Origin of the sequence: Mycobacterium sp., assembly GCF_039583785.1 — a bacterium.
Lineage (GTDB): Bacteria > Actinomycetota > Actinomycetes > Mycobacteriales > Mycobacteriaceae > Mycobacterium.
The window spans coordinates 27,387-42,388 of record NZ_JAVKSG010000030.1 but is presented as its reverse complement, the minus strand read 5'-3'; the positions used below and the strand labels follow the sequence as shown (position 1 = coordinate 42,388).

The following is a 15,002-nucleotide window of genomic DNA, read 5'->3' as shown; positions in this document are numbered from 1 at the left end:
GTCGAAACTCACCGACTCAGGCTGATGGCGGCGACCCGCTGCGCCCGGCTCCGCCGCGCTTGCGATCACCGACCCAGGCTGATGGCGGCGACCCGCTGCGCCCGGCTCCGCCGCGCTTGCGATCACCGACCCAGTTTGTCGAGCACCGACGCAAGCTCGTCGGCGAAGCCCATCTCGCGGGCAATGCGGTCCAACTGCTCGTCGGCGTAGAGGTCGGTCTCGTCGAGGATCACGCTAAGCACCGCCTCGGGCAGACCCACATCGGACAGCAACCCGAGATCGCCCTCGGCGAACGGGTCGGCGTCTTCAAGATCGCCCTGCTCGATGTCGGCGTCAATGTTGTCCAGCACTTCTTCGGCGATGTCGTAGTCCAGTGCCGCGGTCGCGTCAGAAAGCAGCAGCCGAGTTCCGGACGGCGCCGGCCGGACGATCACGAAAAAGTCGTCATCGACATCCAGCAGACCAAAAACCGCTCCGGCACTGCGTAATTCGCGCAGTTCCGTCTCGGCCTCGGACAGACTGACCAAAACCTTGGGCCCCATCGCCGAGCAACGCCATTTGCCGTCCTCGCGCACGACAGCCACACCGAACCCGTCCGGCGTATCGGCCTGCGCAGACGCCCGCTGTGCTCCCATGGGCGCCTACGCTAGTCGCGCGGAAGCCGGTTGACCAGCGCAAGCCCAGCAAACCGCTATCGCGGTCCGCAGCCGGGTATGCCAACCTTGACGGGTGAGTTCTCCCGTTTCGACGACCCCGGCCAAGGCACCGGTGTGCGTGCTGGGCCTGGGACTGATCGGCGGCTCACTTTTGCGTGCCGCCACCGCGGCCGGTCGAGAAGCCTTCGGCTACAACCGCTCGGTCGAGGGTGCCCAGGCCGCCCGCTTCGACGGGTTCGACGCCACGACTGACCTGACCAAAGCGCTCAGACGCGCCGCGGACGTCGGCGCGCTGATCGTTATGGCGGTGCCGATGCCGGCGTTGCCGATCCTGCTCAGCCGCCTCAAACAGTCGGCGCCGGACTGCCCGCTCACCGACGTCACCAGCGTCAAGGGTGCAGTGCTGGACCAGGTGACCGCCGCGGGTCTGCAGGCGCGCTTCGTCGGCGGACACCCGATGACGGGCACCGCGCACTCCGGCTGGGAGGCCGGGCATGCCCGACTCTTCGTCGGAGCCCCCTGGGTGATCAGCGTGGACGACCACGTGGACCCGGCCGTATGGTCGACGGTGCTGCAACTGGCGCTGGATTGCGGGTCGGTGGTGGTGCCGGCCAGATCCGACGAGCACGACGCCGCCGCAGCGGCCATCTCGCATCTGCCGCACCTGCTTGCGGAGGCCCTGGCGGTGACCGCAGCAGAGGTGCCGCTGGCGTTTGCGCTGGCCGCCGGCTCGTTCCGAGACGGCACCCGAGTTGCGGGCAGCGCGCCGGATCTGGTTCGAGCCATGTGCGAAGCGAACGCGGGCCAACTGCTGCCGCGGGTAGATCGCGTCATGGAGCTACTCGGTGAAGCCCGAAAGTCACTGGCGCACAACGACTCCGTTGCCGATTTGGTCGAAAGTGGGCATGCCGCCCGGGCGCGCTATGACAGCTTCTCGCGGCCCGAGATCGTCGGCGTGTTCGTCGGCGACGCACATTGGCGCGGTGAGTTGGCGGCGGCCGGGCGTGCCGGCGGGGTGATCAGATCCGCTCTGCCAAGTCTGGATAGTCCACGATGAACCCGTCGGCGTCGACGGTCAGCGTGGTGTCCGACGTCGGCGAGCGGACCGTCACACCGTCGCCGACGCTGCTGTAGCTGACTGCCGCCGCGGCCACGCTCATCTCTGGCAATTTCACGTAGACCGTCGGCACCGTGATCGAGTCGGTGTGTTCGTGGAGTCCGATCCGGCGGATCGGCAGCGTGTTGAAGAACGGGCTGTACACCACGTCGACGTCGAGGGCACCTTCGTAGGCCGCGCGCGAGTCGCCGTGGTGATCGGTGACCAGCCAGACGTTCTCGTCATCGCGGGCGACCACAAGTTGCCGCTCACGCTCGGCCAGCGTCACGGTCATGCCCAGCCGCTTGGTCGCCCCGGTCTCGTCGGTCAGCAGGTCGTAGTAGGCGGCGAAGGCCGGGTTGGTGTCGGTTTTGGCGGCGACGATGCGGCCGTTGGCCTTGATTCGCTTGCCGGACAACTGCACCCGCACCGATTCCATCCGGCGGTGATCCTGTGAGCGCCAGGTCAGGATCGTCGACCACGCTTCTTTCGTCGGGTCGGACAGGGTTTGGCTCACGGGTCTACGTTAGGCGACGGCGGATAAGCTCTCGACGCCTGGTGGGGTGGCCTTCGGCGCAGTCGCCCGTTTCCGGGAAGTTCGGTTCCCTTTGCCCCGGCAACGGGTAAAGATGGCTTTATGAGCAGCGATCCGCCCGTACCACCTAAACAACCGCCAGTGCCGACCCCGCCGGTCCCGGGCCGGGTATCAGCGCCTGAGTCGGCGGTGAGATTCACCCGTACTGCCGGCCTGTGGTCATTTTTGGCAGCCGGCTTCCTGATCCTGATTGTGTTACTGATCTTCATCACGCAGAACACGGCTCCCGGGGACTTCGCGTTCCTGGGCTGGAAGTGGAGCCTGCCGCTGGGCGTGGCGATTCTGCTGGCCGCGGTGAGCGGCGGGCTGATCACCTTCCTCGCCGGCACCGCGCGGATCTACCAGTTGCGTCGCGCCGCGAAGAAGAACCTGTTCGCCGGCCGGTAGTCGGAGCCTTAACGCTCCTGCTAGGCCCGCTGCAGTTCGGCCAAACCGGCGGCGATCAACGGCGCCACCGTCTCACCCACGCGGTCGGACGCGGCCCCAGCATCGTCGGCACCGCCCGACATCCGCCTGCGGAAGTCGATGCCGGCCGCGATGATCGCCAGCTTGAAGTAGGCCAGCCCCAGGTAGAAGTTCCAGTGCGCCAACGGTTGTCCGGAGGTCTCCGAGTACTTGTGGGCCAGCTCGTCGGCAACCGGCAATTGCGGCGAGGTCCACGCGGCATGGGAGCCCAGGATCAGGTCGAGCGACGGGTCCCGGTAGACGCACATCAGCGCCGCGTCGCTGAGGGGATCGCCCAGCGTGGAGAGTTCCCAGTCGACGACGGCACGTACCTGCGTCGGGTCGTCGGCGTCCAGGATGGTGTTGTCGATCCGGTAGTCGCCGTGCACGATCGACGTCCTGCTCTGCTGCGGGACCGCGTCCTGCAGCGCCGTGCGCAGCCGCGCGACGTCGGCGTCGCGAGCGTCGTCGGGCCGGTGCACGTGCTCCCACTGCGAGCCCCACCGGCGGACCTGGCGCTGCAGATATCCGCTCGGCTTGCCGAAGTCGGCGAGGCCGACGGCCGCCGGGTCGACGGCGTGCAGGTCGGCCAGCACCTTGATCAGCCCGTCGACACACCCGTCGATGACCTGCTGATCGCCCATCGCCTCGAGCTCGACCCGGCTGCGAACAACCTGTCCGGCAACGTATTCGACCATCTGGAACGGCGCGCCGAGCACCGCTGCGTCGTTGCACAGCGTGACCGCGCGGGCCACCGGCACCGGGGTATCGGCCAGCCTGGCGACCACTGTGTATTCCCGCGCCATGTCGTGCGCCGAGGGCGTCAGGCCGTGCAGCGGCGGGCGGCGCAGCACCCACGTCGACGAGTCGTCGGCGACCAGGAAGGTCAGATTGGAACGGCCGCCGGCGATCAACTGTGCGGTCAGCTCACCGTCGCGGCTCACGCCGGCCGATCGCAGGTACTTGTCCAGCGCGGAGAGGTCCAGCCCGTCTAGAGTCACGGGTTCTGTTTATCACCGCCGATTTCTCGGCAGCAGGTCCCATACATGTTCGGTGCCGTTGACCGTCACCACGCTGGCCTGACCGGACCGGGAGAACAGCAGCCGGGTCACCGAGACGTAGTCGATCGGGAACGACAAGATCCGCCGGGTGCCCAGAATCTGGTGTAGCACCACGTTGATCACCCCGCCGTGGCTGAACACCGCGACGGTGTCGTCGTGCTCGGCGGTGGCGGCGACGTTGTCGACGGCGGCCTGCACCCGCGCCCGAAACGCGTCCTCGTCGACCGTGCTCGGCAAGTGTCCCTGCGCCATCCGCGCCCACTCCTGCGGGTTCTCGGCCCGGATCTGTTCGATCGGGATGTAGACCGGAAGCTCCCGGTCGTACTCGGCGAAGCGGTCGTCGATCTCGATGTCCAGCCCACGTGCCGCGGCGACCGGTTCAGCGGTCTGCACGGCACGGCGCTGCGGGCTGCTGATCACCCGGGTGATCGGAAATCGGGCCAGCGCCTCGGGCAGCCGCGCCACCTGCTCGCGTCCCTCGTCGGAGAGGTCCGGGTCGGCACGCTCCCGGTTCGCCGGACCTGGTTCGCTACGCAGCGGCAACGCGTGCCGGACCAGAAGCAACTGCATCCGGACAGCCTTTCATGCGCTTTGGCGGCCTCGTCAGCTCCATGGAGAATGCTATTCTCCGTGCGGAGATTGGGGTGTGCAGATGTTGGACGACGTGGTCCTCGGACGCTGGCTGGACACCAACGGCGCTCCCGGCACCGGCGAGAAGCCGCGGTTCGAGCAGTTGTCCGGTGGCTCGCAGAACAACCTGTATCTGATCCACCGCGGCGACGAGCGAATGGTGCTGCGCATGACCGGCGACCGCACCGACGCCGCCCGCATCGACGGATTGCTCCGCGAGATCAGGTTGGTCCGCGCGCTGCGGGGCACCGACGTGCCGCACGCCGAGTTGATCGCCGACGACGGTGGGGATCTGTTCGGCAGACCGTTCTACGTGATGCAGGCGATCGACGGCTGGAGCCCGATGAACGGCGGCTGGGAGGCGCCGTTCGACGACGACCCGCAGGCTCGTCGCGGCCTGGCCTTCGAACTCGTCGAGGGCGCAGCGAAGCTAGGCCGAGTCGATTGGCAGGCACAGGGTTTGGCGGGCTTCGGCCGGCCGGACGGATTCCACGAACGGCAGGTCGACCGGTGGCTGGCCTTCCTGCGCAGCTACCAGGTCCGCGAGTTGGCCGGCCTCGACGAGGCCGCGGAATGGCTGCGCGCCAACCGGCCCGCGCAGTACCGGCCGGGCATCATGCACGGCGATTACCAGTTCGCCAACGTGATGTTCGCTCACGGTGGACCGGCCCGACTGGCCGCGATCGTGGACTGGGAGATGACCACAATCGGCGATCCGCTGCTGGACCTGGCCTGGTGCCTGCTGGGCTACGACGGCGAACACCCCAAGGAAGACGGGTTTTATCTCGATATGACGGGGATGCCGACGCGTAGCGAGTTGCTCGAGCGCTACGAGCAGGTCAGCGGGTTGTCATGCGACAACATCGACTACTACCTGGTGCTGGCCAACTGGAAGCTCGGCATCGTGCTGGAAAAGACCTACGCTGCTGGGGTGCGCAACGGCAAGGTGGAGCGTGAGATCCAGGACGCGTTTGGTGCGATGGTCCCGCAATTGATCACCACCGCGGCCGAGCTGGCGGGTTCGTTGAAATGAGTTATGCCGGTAGGCTTTTCGACCTGACCGATCAGGTTGTGCTGATCACCGGCGGCAGCCGCGGGCTGGGCCGCGAGATGGCGTTCGGGGTGGCGCGCTGCGGCGCCGACGTGGTGATCGCCAGCCGCAAGTTAGAGAACTGCGTCGCCGTCGCCGAGCAGATCGAGAGCGAGACCGGACGCACGGCGATGCCGTACCAGGTGCACGTCGGTCGCTGGGAGCAACTCGACGGGCTTGTCGACGCGGTCTATGACCGGTTCGGCACGGTCGACACGCTGATCAACAACGCGGGGATGTCGCCGGTCTACGACAAGCTGACCGACGTCACCGAGAAGCTGTTCGACGCCGTGGTGAACCTGAACCTCAAGGGCCCATTTCGGTTGTCCGCGTTGGTCGGTGAGCGGATGGTCGCGGCCGGTCGCGGGTCCATCATCAACGTCAGCACCTCCGGGTCACTGCGCCCGACGCCCGACATCATCCCGTACGCGTCGTCGAAGGCCGGCCTCAACGCGCTGACCGAAGGCTTCGCCCGGGCGCTCGGCCCGCAGGTCCGGGTCAACACGCTGATGGCCGGACCCTTTCTCACCGACGTCAGCAAGTCGTGGAACATCGCGCAGGCCGCGCACAACCCGTTCGCCGGCCTGTCGCTGCAAAGGGCCGGCGATCCGTCCGAAATCGTAGGCGCCGCATTGTTTTTGGCATCGGACGCATCCAGTTTCAGCACCGGCTCGATCCTGCGGGCCGACGGTGGCATCCCCTAGCAAGGCGATCGCAAGCGCGGCGTAACCGCGTGCTGCGGGTCGCCTCTCATCAACCCAGTAGGAGCATCGACATGGCATGGGACTTTTCCACCGAACCCGAGTTCGCGAAGAAGCTCGACTGGATCCGCGAGTTCGTCCACGAGGAGGTCGAACCGCTGGAGGTGTTGTTCGGAGGCTGTGAGTTCCTGCCGCTGAACGACGAGCGACGCAGGATCGTCGACCCGCTCAAACAACAGGTCCGCGACCAGGGGCTGTGGGCGCCGCACCTCGGACCGGAACTCGGCGGGCAGGGCTTCGGCGCGGTCAAGCTGACGCTGATCAACGAGATACTAGGCCGTAGCCCCTGGGCACCCATCGTATTCGGGACCCAGGCGCCCGACACCGGCAACGCCGAGATCATCGCCCGCTTCGGCACCCAGGAGCAGAAGGACCGCTACCTGTCTGGGCTGCTGTCCGGCGAGATCTTCTCCTGCTTCTCGATGACCGAGCCGCAGGGCGGCGCCGACCCCCGGGTCTTCACCACCCGCGCTGTGCAGGACAGCTCCGGAACTGGGGATTGGGTGATCACCGGTCGAAAGTATTTCTCCAGCAACGCTTCCGTCGCATCGTTCTTCATCGTCGTCGCGATCACCAACCCCGACGTGGCGGTGCATCAGGGGGCATCGACATTCCTGATCCCGGCCGACACCCCCGGCCTCAAGGTCGAGGCCAACCACCATCTGGTCGGCGCCGACCCGCACGAGCCGGGGCATTCACTGGTGCACTATGACGACGTCCGGGTGCCGTCGACCGCATTGCTCGGCGAGGCCGGCCAGGGCTTCCTGATCCTGCAGACCCGGTTGGCCGGCGGCCGGCTGCACCACGCGATGCGCGCGATCGGAATGGCCCAGCGCACCGTCGAGATGATGGCGCGACGCGCGAAAAGCCGCTTCACCCAAGGCACGTTGCTGGCCGACAAGCAGCTGGTGCAGGAGTTCGTTGCCGACTCCCACACCGAGCTGACGCCGTTCCGGCTGACCGTGCTGCACGCCGCGTGGCTGATCGACAGCGGCGACGAGCACGGTGCCCGCGCGGAGATCGCCACGTGCAAGATCCTTGCCTCGCAGGTACTGAAATCCATTGCGCTGCGGGCGATTCAAGTCCACGGCGCACTGGGCCTGACCGATCAGATGCCGCTGGTCAACGTCCTGCTTGGCGGTATCGCGCTGGGCCTGGCCGACGGACCGACCGAGGCGCACAAGGTCAACCTGGCCCGGATGCTGCTCAAGAACGTCGAGGCCGAGAGCTCGGAGTGGCCCAGCGAGATGCTCGACGTGCGCCGCGAGGCGGTCCGGGCGAAATACGGCGCCGCCCTTGTCCAGTAACCGCGCCATCGCGATCCGGGTGATGGAACGCGGCGTCGCGATCGTCGTGGCGTATCTGCAACATCAGATGGCCAAGGAGCACACGCCGGCGGGTCAGGTGCGGCGTTGGATCGAAGGAGCGTCGATGCGCGATCTGCTGGTCGAGGCGATTGCGGCGTTGGGCGGCAACAATGTTCGCGGACTGCGGGTCGGCTGATGCGCGCCGCGATTTGCCGCGCCTACGGCCCGCCCGAAGACCTGGTCGTCGAGCAGGTCCCCGACCTGGTTCCGGGTCCCGGCCAGGTGGTGGTGCGGGTGTATGCGGCGGCGGTCAACTTCCCCGACGTGCTGCTGATCGACGGCAAATACCAGGTCAAGATTGCGCCACCGTTCACCCCGGGCAGCGAGTTGGCCGGCGAGGTGATCGCCGTCGGCGAGAAGGTGTCTTTGCGACCCGGCCAACGGGTCTCGGCCACAACGTTTGTCGGCGCGTTTGCCGAGCAAGCGCTGTTGCACGAGGCGGCGCTGACGGCCATACCCGACAGCGCCGATTTCGCGTCTGCGGCGGCGTTCGGGGTCACCTACCGCACCGCGTACCACGCGCTGCGGTCGATCGCCGAAGTCGGGCCGGGCGACTGGGTGGTGGTCCTCGGCGCCGCCGGTGGGGTGGGATTGGCCGCGGTGGATCTCGCCGTGGCGATGAAGGCACGGGTGCTGGCCGCCGCCTCGAGCCCGGAGAAACTCGAGCTGTGCCGCCGGCGCGGCGCCGAAGCGACGGTCGACTACGACCGAGAAGACCTGAAGACCCGCATCCGCGAGCTCACCGGCGACAGCGCCCGCGCGGTGCTCGACCCGGTCGGCGGGCGCTACGCGGAGCCGGCACTGCGCGCTCTGGCACGCGGCGGCACCTTCGTCACGCTGGGCTACGCCGCCGGCGCGATCCCGGCCATCCCCCTGAACCTCATCCTGCTGAAGGGAATCAGCCTCCGCGGCATGGAGATTCGCACGTTCATGGGCGACCGTCCGGACGACTGCGCGCGTGACATGCGGGAGTTGACGCAGATGTTCGCGACGGGCGTGATCCGGCCCTACATCGGCGCGCGGTTCCCGTTGGCCGACACCGCGGCGGCGCTACGACTGGTGGCCGATCGCAAGGCGATCGGCAAGGTGGTCATCGACGTCACGGCGTGACAGCCTTCTCGCGTCCCACCCGTCCCTCACGCCTCCACTCAGCGGGACCATGCGGTTTGCCCACCTCTGAGCGAATTCGTGACGCGAGAGCGGAATTCGCTCGAAGGCGGGCACATTGGTACCCGCCCAGCCGCGGCGACTGGTGGGACGAATGTGACAGCCTTCTCGCGGTGAGGCCGCGAAGCAGAAGTCAGGGTCGTGAATTCGGTGAGACCGCAGCCCTCGGTTCTGTTTCGCGGCGAGAGAGTGCATCACGTCATGGCGTGACGATGTTGAACGACGGATCGGGCCGGTCAAAGACACCCAGGAACCGCATCAGAGCCGCTCGATCGCCGGAGATCGCAAGACCCGGTGAGTCGAAGTCGCCGGCCGCTAACCTGAGGAGCCTAAAAGCGCTGTCCAGCTTGATGGTTGCGGCGGCGGTCGCCGAATCCGCGGGTACCCGCCGATGCACCAGTACCCCGTTACGCAGAGCCAGCCGGTAATTGTCGTCAGCGATCGTGACGTCAAAGGCCAGATCCAGATCCCAGGCCTGCGGCCCGTTGACGGCGATGGCCAGGCCGTCGAAGATCTGCGCCGGGGTCAACTGCGCCAACAGCGACGGCGACGACGTCTGCGCAGCGGTGCCGAAGTTGCCGTCGCGCAACTCGGTCGCCCCGGACAGGAAGAAGTTGCGCCACGTCGCATTCTCGGCGCCGAAAGCCAGTTGCTCAAAGGTTTCCGCCAGCAGCGCGCGAGCACCGGCGTGGCCGCTTTCGGCGAATACCGCGTGATCCAGCAGCGTTGCTGCCCAACGCAAATCACCGTCGTCGAACGCCTGCTGCGCGATCTCCAGCACTCGGTCGATGCCACCGATCGCCTCGACGTAGCGGGTGCCGAGCGCCTCCGGCGGGTGCGGCCACAGCCGGGCCGGGTTGCCGTCGAACCAGCCCATGTAGCGCTGATAGACCGCCTTGACGTTGTGGCTGACCGAGCCGTAGTACCCGTGGGTGTGCCAGGCCCGGTCCAGCGCCGGCGGCATCTGCATGGTCTCGGCGATCTCAGCGCCGCTATGCCCCCGATTGAGCAGCCGCAAGGTCTGGTCATGCAGGTATGCGTACAAATCCCTTTGCAGCGAAAGGAATTTGACGACTCGTTCGCGTCCCCACGTCGGCCAGTGGTGCGAGGCGAAGACCACCTCGGCACGGTCGGCGAACGAGTCGATCGCTTCGGTCAGATATCCGGCCCAGGCGTGCGGATCACGGACCAGGGCACCGCGCAGCGTCACCAGGTTGTGCAGGTTGTGAGTGGCATTCTCGGCCATACACAGCGCGCGGAATTGCGGGAAATAGAAATGCATTTCGGCCGGCGCCTCGGTGCCCGGCGCCATTTGGAATTCGATCTGCACCCCGTCGATCGTGTGTGCTTCGCCGGTGCTGCGAATGTCGACCGTCGGCACGATCAGTGCCACTTCGCCGGTTGACGGAGCCTGCCCCAGACCGCACCCGACGTGCCCGCGGGCCCCGCGCTCCAGCTTGGAGCCGTACATATAGGTCGCCCGTCGAGCCATCGCCGGCCCGGCATAGACGTTCTCCTGCACGGCGTGTTCGGTGAACCCTTCGGGCGCCAGCACCGCCACCTTGCCGGCGTCGACGTCGGCCTGCGACGTCACGCCCAGCACGCCGCCGAAATGGTCGACATGGCTGTGGGTGTAGATGACCGCGACGACGGGCCGGTCACCCCGGTGGGCGCGGTAGAGCCGCAGCGCCGCCGCGGCCACCTCGGTGGAGACCAGCGGGTCGATCACGATCAGACCGGTGTCGCCCTCGACGAGGCTGATGTTCGACAGGTCCAGGCCGCGAATCTGGTAGATCCCGGGCACCACTTCGTAGAGGCCGTGTCTGGAGGTCAGCTTGGATTGCCGCCACAGGCTGGGATGCACGGTCGCGGGCGCCTTTCCGGTGATGAACGCGTAGGCGTCGTTGTCCCACACCACCCGCCCGTCGGCGGCCCTGACCACGCAGGGGCTCAAGGCGCCGATGAAGCCCCGGTCGGCGTCGGCGAAATCGGCGGTGTCATCGTGCGGCAATGAGTCCACCGCGTCATCATGTCAGCGTCTATCGGTCTCTGACACTTGCTGACACGTGGGTGTCGCTGGTGTCGGGGACCGATAGACGCTTTCACGACTCAAGGTAAAGCGGCAACCGGACCGTGAAGTCGGTGTGGCCCGGAGCGCTCCGCAGTGCGATGGTGCCGTGGTGCGCCTTCACCACCGCGGAGACGATGGCCAGGCCCAATCCTGTGCTGCCGCCTTTGCGGGACCGCGACGTGTCGCCGCGGGCGAACCGCTCGAACACTTCCGACTGCAACTGCTCGGGAATGCCGGGGCCGTTGTCGCACACACTCAGCACCGCATGCGTGCCGTCGGACTCCAGTCGGGTCGTCACCACCGTGCCCGCTCCGGTGTGGACGCGGGCATTGGCCAGCAGGTTGGTCGCCACCTGATGCAGCCGCGCCGCATCGCCGGACACCATCACCGGCTCCTCGGGTAGGTCCAGCTTCCACTGCTGGTCCGGGCCGGCGACGTGCGCATCGCTGACCGCGTCGACCGCGACCCGCGAGAGATCGACCGGCTCACGTTCCAGCGGCCGCCCGGAATCGAGGCGGGCCAGCAGCAGTAGGTCCTCGACCAGGTGCGTCATCCGCTCGGTCTCGGACTGCACGCGGGTCATCGCGTGCGCCACCGCATCGCTGTCGTCGCCCATTCGCTGGGCCAATTCGGTGTAGCCGCGGATCGCGGCCAGCGGGGTGCGCAGCTCGTGGCTGGCGTCGGCGACGAATTGCCGCACCCTGGTCTCGCTGGCCTGCCGGGTCGACAACGCGGCGGCGATGTGGTCGAGCATCCGATTGAGCGCGGACCCGAGTTGGCCAACTTCAGTGCGAGGGTTGGCATCTGATTCGAGCACCCGCACCGGCAGGGTGACCTCACCGCGGTCCAGCGGCAGATCCACCACCTCGCCGGCGGTCTGGGCGACGCGCCGCAGCGGCGCCAGTGCTCGCCGGATGATCACGATGCCCGCGGTGGTCGCGGCGGCCACGGCGATCACGGTGACGACGCCGAAGATCAGCAGGACCCGGATCATCGTCGCGTCGACACCGGACATCGACAGGCCGGTGACGACGACGTCGCTGCTGCGGCGGGCGGTCGCGGCGACCACGCGATAGCGGCCGAGTCCATCGACATCCCGGGTCACCGGGCGCCGGTCGGCCGGCAGCGCGGTCAGCTCGGCCCGGGCGGCATCGGTCAGGCCGGCACGCCCGCCCGCCGCCGTCAGGTAGCCGGCCTCGATCGTCCCGTTCGGACTGACCACCGCCCCCACCATGCCCACCGGTTGCGCCGGCGCGTCGAGGAAGATCGGACCCGGCCCAGGGCGCGGGAAAGGGCGTATATGACGCCGCCACGGCGCCATCGGCGGCTCGCCGAATATCCGTGCCGACCGTTGCGACGCGTCATGCAACTCGGTGTCGAGCTGCGCGATCAGGTACTTGTACAGGGCAAGCTCGGTCGCCGCGCCAATGCCGACGCAGACGATGACGACGATGAGGACCTGACCGACCAGCAGACGCAACCGAAGGGACCAGGCCCCGCCCATGACTAGCGGGCCGGCTTGAGGAGGTAGCCGGCGCCGCGCAGCGTGTGGATCATGGGCTGGTGCCCGCTATCGATCTTCTTGCGTAGGTAGGAGATATACAGCTCGACGATGTTGGACCGGCCGCCGAAGTCGTAGCTCCACACCCGGTCCAGGATCTGGGCCTTGCTGAGAACCCGCTTGGAGTTACGCATCATGAAGCGCAACAACTCGAATTCTGTGGACGTCAACGAGATTGGCTCCCCCGCGCGAGTCACCTCGTGGCTGTCCTCGTTGAGCACCAGATCCCCGACCACCAACTGTGCGCCGCTGTCCTCGGTGGTCACCCCGGTGCGCCGCAACAGGGCACGCAGCCGCAGCACCACTTCTTCCAGGCTGAACGGTTTGGTGACGTAGTCGTCGCCACCGGCGGTCAGGCCGGCGATGCGATCCTCGACGGCGTCCTTGGCAGTCAGCAGCAACACCGGCAGCCGGGGCGTTTCCTCGCGGAGTTTGCGCAAGACGTCCAGCCCGCTCATGTCGGGCAGCATCACGTCGAGAACGACCACGTCTGGCCGCTGCGAGCGCGCCGACTCCAGAGCCGATGCCCCGTCGCCCGCGGTCGCGATGTTCCAGCCCTCATACCGCAACGCCATCGACACCATCTCGGCCAGCACGGCTTCGTCGTCGACCACCAGCACGTTGATCGGATTCCCGTCGGCGCGGCGCATGACGACACGTTCGACGGGGGTTTGAGGTTGGCTCACAACTAACCAGTGTGCGCCCGACGATGAGGGCCCGCTATGGCTTTGCTATGCGCCAGCTATGAGCCGACCAACAGCAATGGCTAGAACCAGACTTTCCGGCCACCCACCGGCCGCCCGACGGCCCCGAGAATCCACAGGATCACACCAATGACGATAAGGATCCCGCCGATTGCGTACAAGATGCTGAGGCTGGGCACAAGGTATCCGATGACGAGCAGAAGAATTCCGAGCACGATCATGATGATCCCTTTTCAGTTGTTGAGGCAGTTCTGTGAGAGTGAATGTGCGTCAGTACCAATGACGCCGGCCGCCCACCGAGCGACCGACCGAACCGAGAATCCACAAAACCGCGCCGATGACCAGCAACACCACGCCGATCGTTTTCAGCACAGCAACTTTGAGGACATATCCCACTATCAGAAGAATGACGCCAAGGACGATCATGACGCCTCCATTACTATCGGTTGGTCGATATCCAGAGTGGGCATCGAGCTGGGTTGCGGTAAATGGCAATCAGTCACTTTCGGGTTGACACCCGCGTAATTGAGCGGGCCCGCCAACACGGTGACTGCGATCGTGCCCAGAGTGGCACAATTTTGCTCGTTGTTTTTCAGGTAGTCCCGTTGGAATGCGGCGAGGACGCCGATCGCCAACCAAACCACCACGATCGCACTGATAAGACCTCCACCACGCATCCTGACCTCCGTCAATGTCGGGCACAACCGTAGAGCAGGGCTAATGTACCCGACCGGCGGAAGTCCAAACCCTCGGAAACGGTATCCGACACGCCGACGGTAGAAGGAGACCGGCGGTGTGACGTCAAACAGCGGATTCGCCGCGATGACGCGCCGCGCCAGCAAATCGGGGCTCGAGCCCCTTAGGGACGGCAGGCGGAGGTGAAAACGACGGGCGGCATCACATCGTCTGCGGGAACGGTACGCCCGTGCTCGGCCAGCAGGTCGGCCATGCCGATCGCCGTGGCTTCCCAACCGTGTTCGTCCAACCAGTCGACCAGCTCGGCGCGCTCCTCGGGGTACCAGAGCTCTTCGACGTCGGGGATCTCGGCGCCGAGGACCTGGGCCGCCGCGGCGCGAAAGCGCGTCGACTGCGCGCGCTGACGGGCCAGCAGCTCCGGATTCACCGCATTCTTCGACGGCCCGTTGGTGGCCAGCCGGCTGCCGGGAGCGCTGAGCGAGTCGATCCGCTCGAACAGCAGATCCTGCGCCGCCGCGGGCAGATAGCGCAGCAACCCCTCAGCCGACCACATCGTCGCTACAGATGCGTCAAAACCCGCGTCCTGCAACGCCTTCGGCCAGTCGTCCCGCAGATCGACCGGCACGCTCACCAATCGGGCGGCCGGCTGCGCACCATGGCGCGCCAGGGCGCCCGACTTGAAGTCCAGCACCTTCGCCTGATCCAGTTCGTACACCGTGGTCCCGTCGGGCCAGGGCAGCCGCCAGGACCGGGAGTCGAGGCCGGACGCCAGGATCACCACCTGCCGGACGCCAGATGACACGGCGTCGAGGAACAGTTCGTCGAACCACTTGGTCCGCACCGCCATGAAGTCGACCATCACCTGCCGGTAGGCGCCCACGTCGGGTTCCAGATCGGTCAGCGCCGTCGAGAGCTTCGGGTCGGAGGTCAGACTCCACATGCCCGGACCGGCGGCGTCGAGGAAGACCTGCGCGAACGGGTCCTGGATCAGCGGGTTCTCGCTGACGGTCTCGGCGGCACGCGCCGCGGCCACGCCGAGCGCGGTCGACCCCACGCTCTCGGTGATCTCCCATGAATCGTCGTCGGTCCGCGCCATCGTCAAT

General features: G+C 66.9%; 18 protein-coding genes. 7 read left to right on the top strand and 11 right to left on the bottom strand.

What is annotated here, in order from left to right; translation table 11 throughout:
* Positions 1-122 precede the first annotated feature (122 nt).
* Positions 123-635, bottom strand: coding sequence for a tRNA adenosine deaminase-associated protein (locus ABDV69_RS11430; RefSeq protein ID WP_343574298.1), 513 nt, complete (start codon positions 633-635; stop codon positions 123-125).
* A gap of 133 nt (positions 636-768) precedes the next feature.
* On the opposite strand from ABDV69_RS11430, the gene ABDV69_RS11425 reads away from it, so the two are divergent.
* Complete coding sequence (locus ABDV69_RS11425; RefSeq protein WP_343574307.1) at positions 769-1,713, top strand: prephenate dehydrogenase; 945 nt, start codon at positions 769-771, stop codon at positions 1,711-1,713.
* On the opposite strand, the gene ABDV69_RS11420 is transcribed toward ABDV69_RS11425, so the two are convergent.
* Positions 1,676-2,191: a putative glycolipid-binding domain-containing protein gene (locus ABDV69_RS11420; protein ID WP_343574305.1), complete on the bottom strand. Its 516-nt coding sequence runs from the start codon at positions 2,189-2,191 to the stop codon at positions 1,676-1,678. The genes ABDV69_RS11425 and ABDV69_RS11420 overlap by 38 nt on opposite strands.
* Positions 2,192-2,389: 198 nt before the next feature.
* Here ABDV69_RS11420 and ABDV69_RS11415 point away from each other — a divergent pair, with 198 nt between their 5' ends.
* On the top strand, positions 2,390-2,734 hold the full coding sequence (locus ABDV69_RS11415; protein ID WP_343574297.1) for a lipopolysaccharide assembly protein LapA domain-containing protein: 345 nt from the start codon (positions 2,390-2,392) through the stop codon (positions 2,732-2,734).
* Between the two features lie 20 nt (positions 2,735-2,754).
* On the opposite strand, the gene ABDV69_RS11410 is transcribed toward ABDV69_RS11415, so the two are convergent.
* On the bottom strand, positions 2,755-3,792 hold the full coding sequence (locus ABDV69_RS11410; RefSeq protein ID WP_343574295.1) for a phosphotransferase family protein: 1,038 nt from the start codon (positions 3,790-3,792) through the stop codon (positions 2,755-2,757).
* 12 nt (positions 3,793-3,804) lie between these two features.
* The gene (locus ABDV69_RS11405; protein ID WP_343574293.1) at positions 3,805-4,422 is read right to left on the bottom strand and encodes a histidine phosphatase family protein; all 618 of its coding nucleotides are present in this window, start codon (positions 4,420-4,422) and stop codon (positions 3,805-3,807) included.
* Positions 4,423-4,504: 82 nt separating this feature from the next.
* Here ABDV69_RS11405 and ABDV69_RS11400 point away from each other — a divergent pair, with 82 nt between their 5' ends.
* From ABDV69_RS11400 to ABDV69_RS11380, 5 genes are all read left to right on the top strand, one after another.
* Positions 4,505-5,515: a phosphotransferase family protein gene (locus ABDV69_RS11400; protein ID WP_343574290.1), complete on the top strand. Its 1,011-nt coding sequence runs from the start codon at positions 4,505-4,507 to the stop codon at positions 5,513-5,515.
* Positions 5,512-6,276 carry an SDR family oxidoreductase gene (locus tag ABDV69_RS11395; RefSeq protein WP_343574287.1) on the top strand — a complete coding sequence of 255 codons (765 nt, stop codon included), beginning with the start codon at positions 5,512-5,514 and terminating at the stop codon, positions 6,274-6,276. The genes ABDV69_RS11400 and ABDV69_RS11395 overlap by 4 nt, the downstream gene beginning before the upstream one ends.
* A 71-nt stretch (positions 6,277-6,347) precedes the next feature.
* The gene (locus ABDV69_RS11390; protein WP_343574284.1) at positions 6,348-7,640 is read left to right on the top strand and encodes an acyl-CoA dehydrogenase family protein; all 1,293 of its coding nucleotides are present in this window, start codon (positions 6,348-6,350) and stop codon (positions 7,638-7,640) included.
* The gene (locus ABDV69_RS11385) at positions 7,630-7,836 is read left to right on the top strand and encodes a hypothetical protein (RefSeq protein WP_343574313.1); all 207 of its coding nucleotides are present in this window, start codon (positions 7,630-7,632) and stop codon (positions 7,834-7,836) included. The genes ABDV69_RS11390 and ABDV69_RS11385 overlap by 11 nt, the downstream gene beginning before the upstream one ends.
* Positions 7,836-8,810 carry an NADPH:quinone oxidoreductase family protein gene (locus tag ABDV69_RS11380; protein ID WP_343574282.1) on the top strand — a complete coding sequence of 325 codons (975 nt, stop codon included), beginning with the start codon at positions 7,836-7,838 and terminating at the stop codon, positions 8,808-8,810. The genes ABDV69_RS11385 and ABDV69_RS11380 overlap by 1 nt, the downstream gene beginning before the upstream one ends.
* Positions 8,811-9,066: 256 nt before the next feature.
* Here ABDV69_RS11380 and ABDV69_RS11375 read toward each other — a convergent pair whose 3' ends face one another.
* The 7 genes from ABDV69_RS11375 to ABDV69_RS11345 form a co-directional block, all read right to left on the bottom strand.
* Complete coding sequence (locus ABDV69_RS11375) at positions 9,067-10,887, bottom strand: alkyl sulfatase dimerization domain-containing protein (protein WP_343574279.1); 1,821 nt, start codon at positions 10,885-10,887, stop codon at positions 9,067-9,069.
* Positions 10,888-10,969: 82 nt separating this feature from the next.
* Entirely contained in the window at positions 10,970-12,442 is a 1,473-nt protein-coding gene (locus tag ABDV69_RS11370) for a HAMP domain-containing sensor histidine kinase (RefSeq protein ID WP_343574276.1), read from the bottom strand.
* Between the two features lie 2 nt (positions 12,443-12,444).
* Positions 12,445-13,149 carry a response regulator transcription factor gene (locus ABDV69_RS11365; protein WP_343574303.1) on the bottom strand — a complete coding sequence of 235 codons (705 nt, stop codon included), beginning with the start codon at positions 13,147-13,149 and terminating at the stop codon, positions 12,445-12,447.
* A gap of 116 nt (positions 13,150-13,265) precedes the next feature.
* A complete protein-coding gene (locus tag ABDV69_RS11360) occupies positions 13,266-13,424 on the bottom strand; it encodes a DUF6131 family protein (protein WP_343574274.1) in 159 nt (52 codons plus the stop codon).
* Between the two features lie 49 nt (positions 13,425-13,473).
* The gene (locus tag ABDV69_RS11355; RefSeq protein WP_343574271.1) at positions 13,474-13,629 is read right to left on the bottom strand and encodes a DUF6131 family protein; all 156 of its coding nucleotides are present in this window, start codon (positions 13,627-13,629) and stop codon (positions 13,474-13,476) included.
* Positions 13,626-13,880, bottom strand: coding sequence for a hypothetical protein (locus ABDV69_RS11350; RefSeq protein WP_343574270.1), 255 nt, complete (start codon positions 13,878-13,880; stop codon positions 13,626-13,628). The genes ABDV69_RS11355 and ABDV69_RS11350 overlap by 4 nt, the downstream gene beginning before the upstream one ends.
* Before the next feature lie 182 nt (positions 13,881-14,062).
* On the bottom strand, positions 14,063-14,995 hold the full coding sequence (locus tag ABDV69_RS11345) for a class I SAM-dependent methyltransferase (RefSeq protein WP_343574269.1): 933 nt from the start codon (positions 14,993-14,995) through the stop codon (positions 14,063-14,065).
* Positions 14,996-15,002 lie beyond the last annotated feature (7 nt).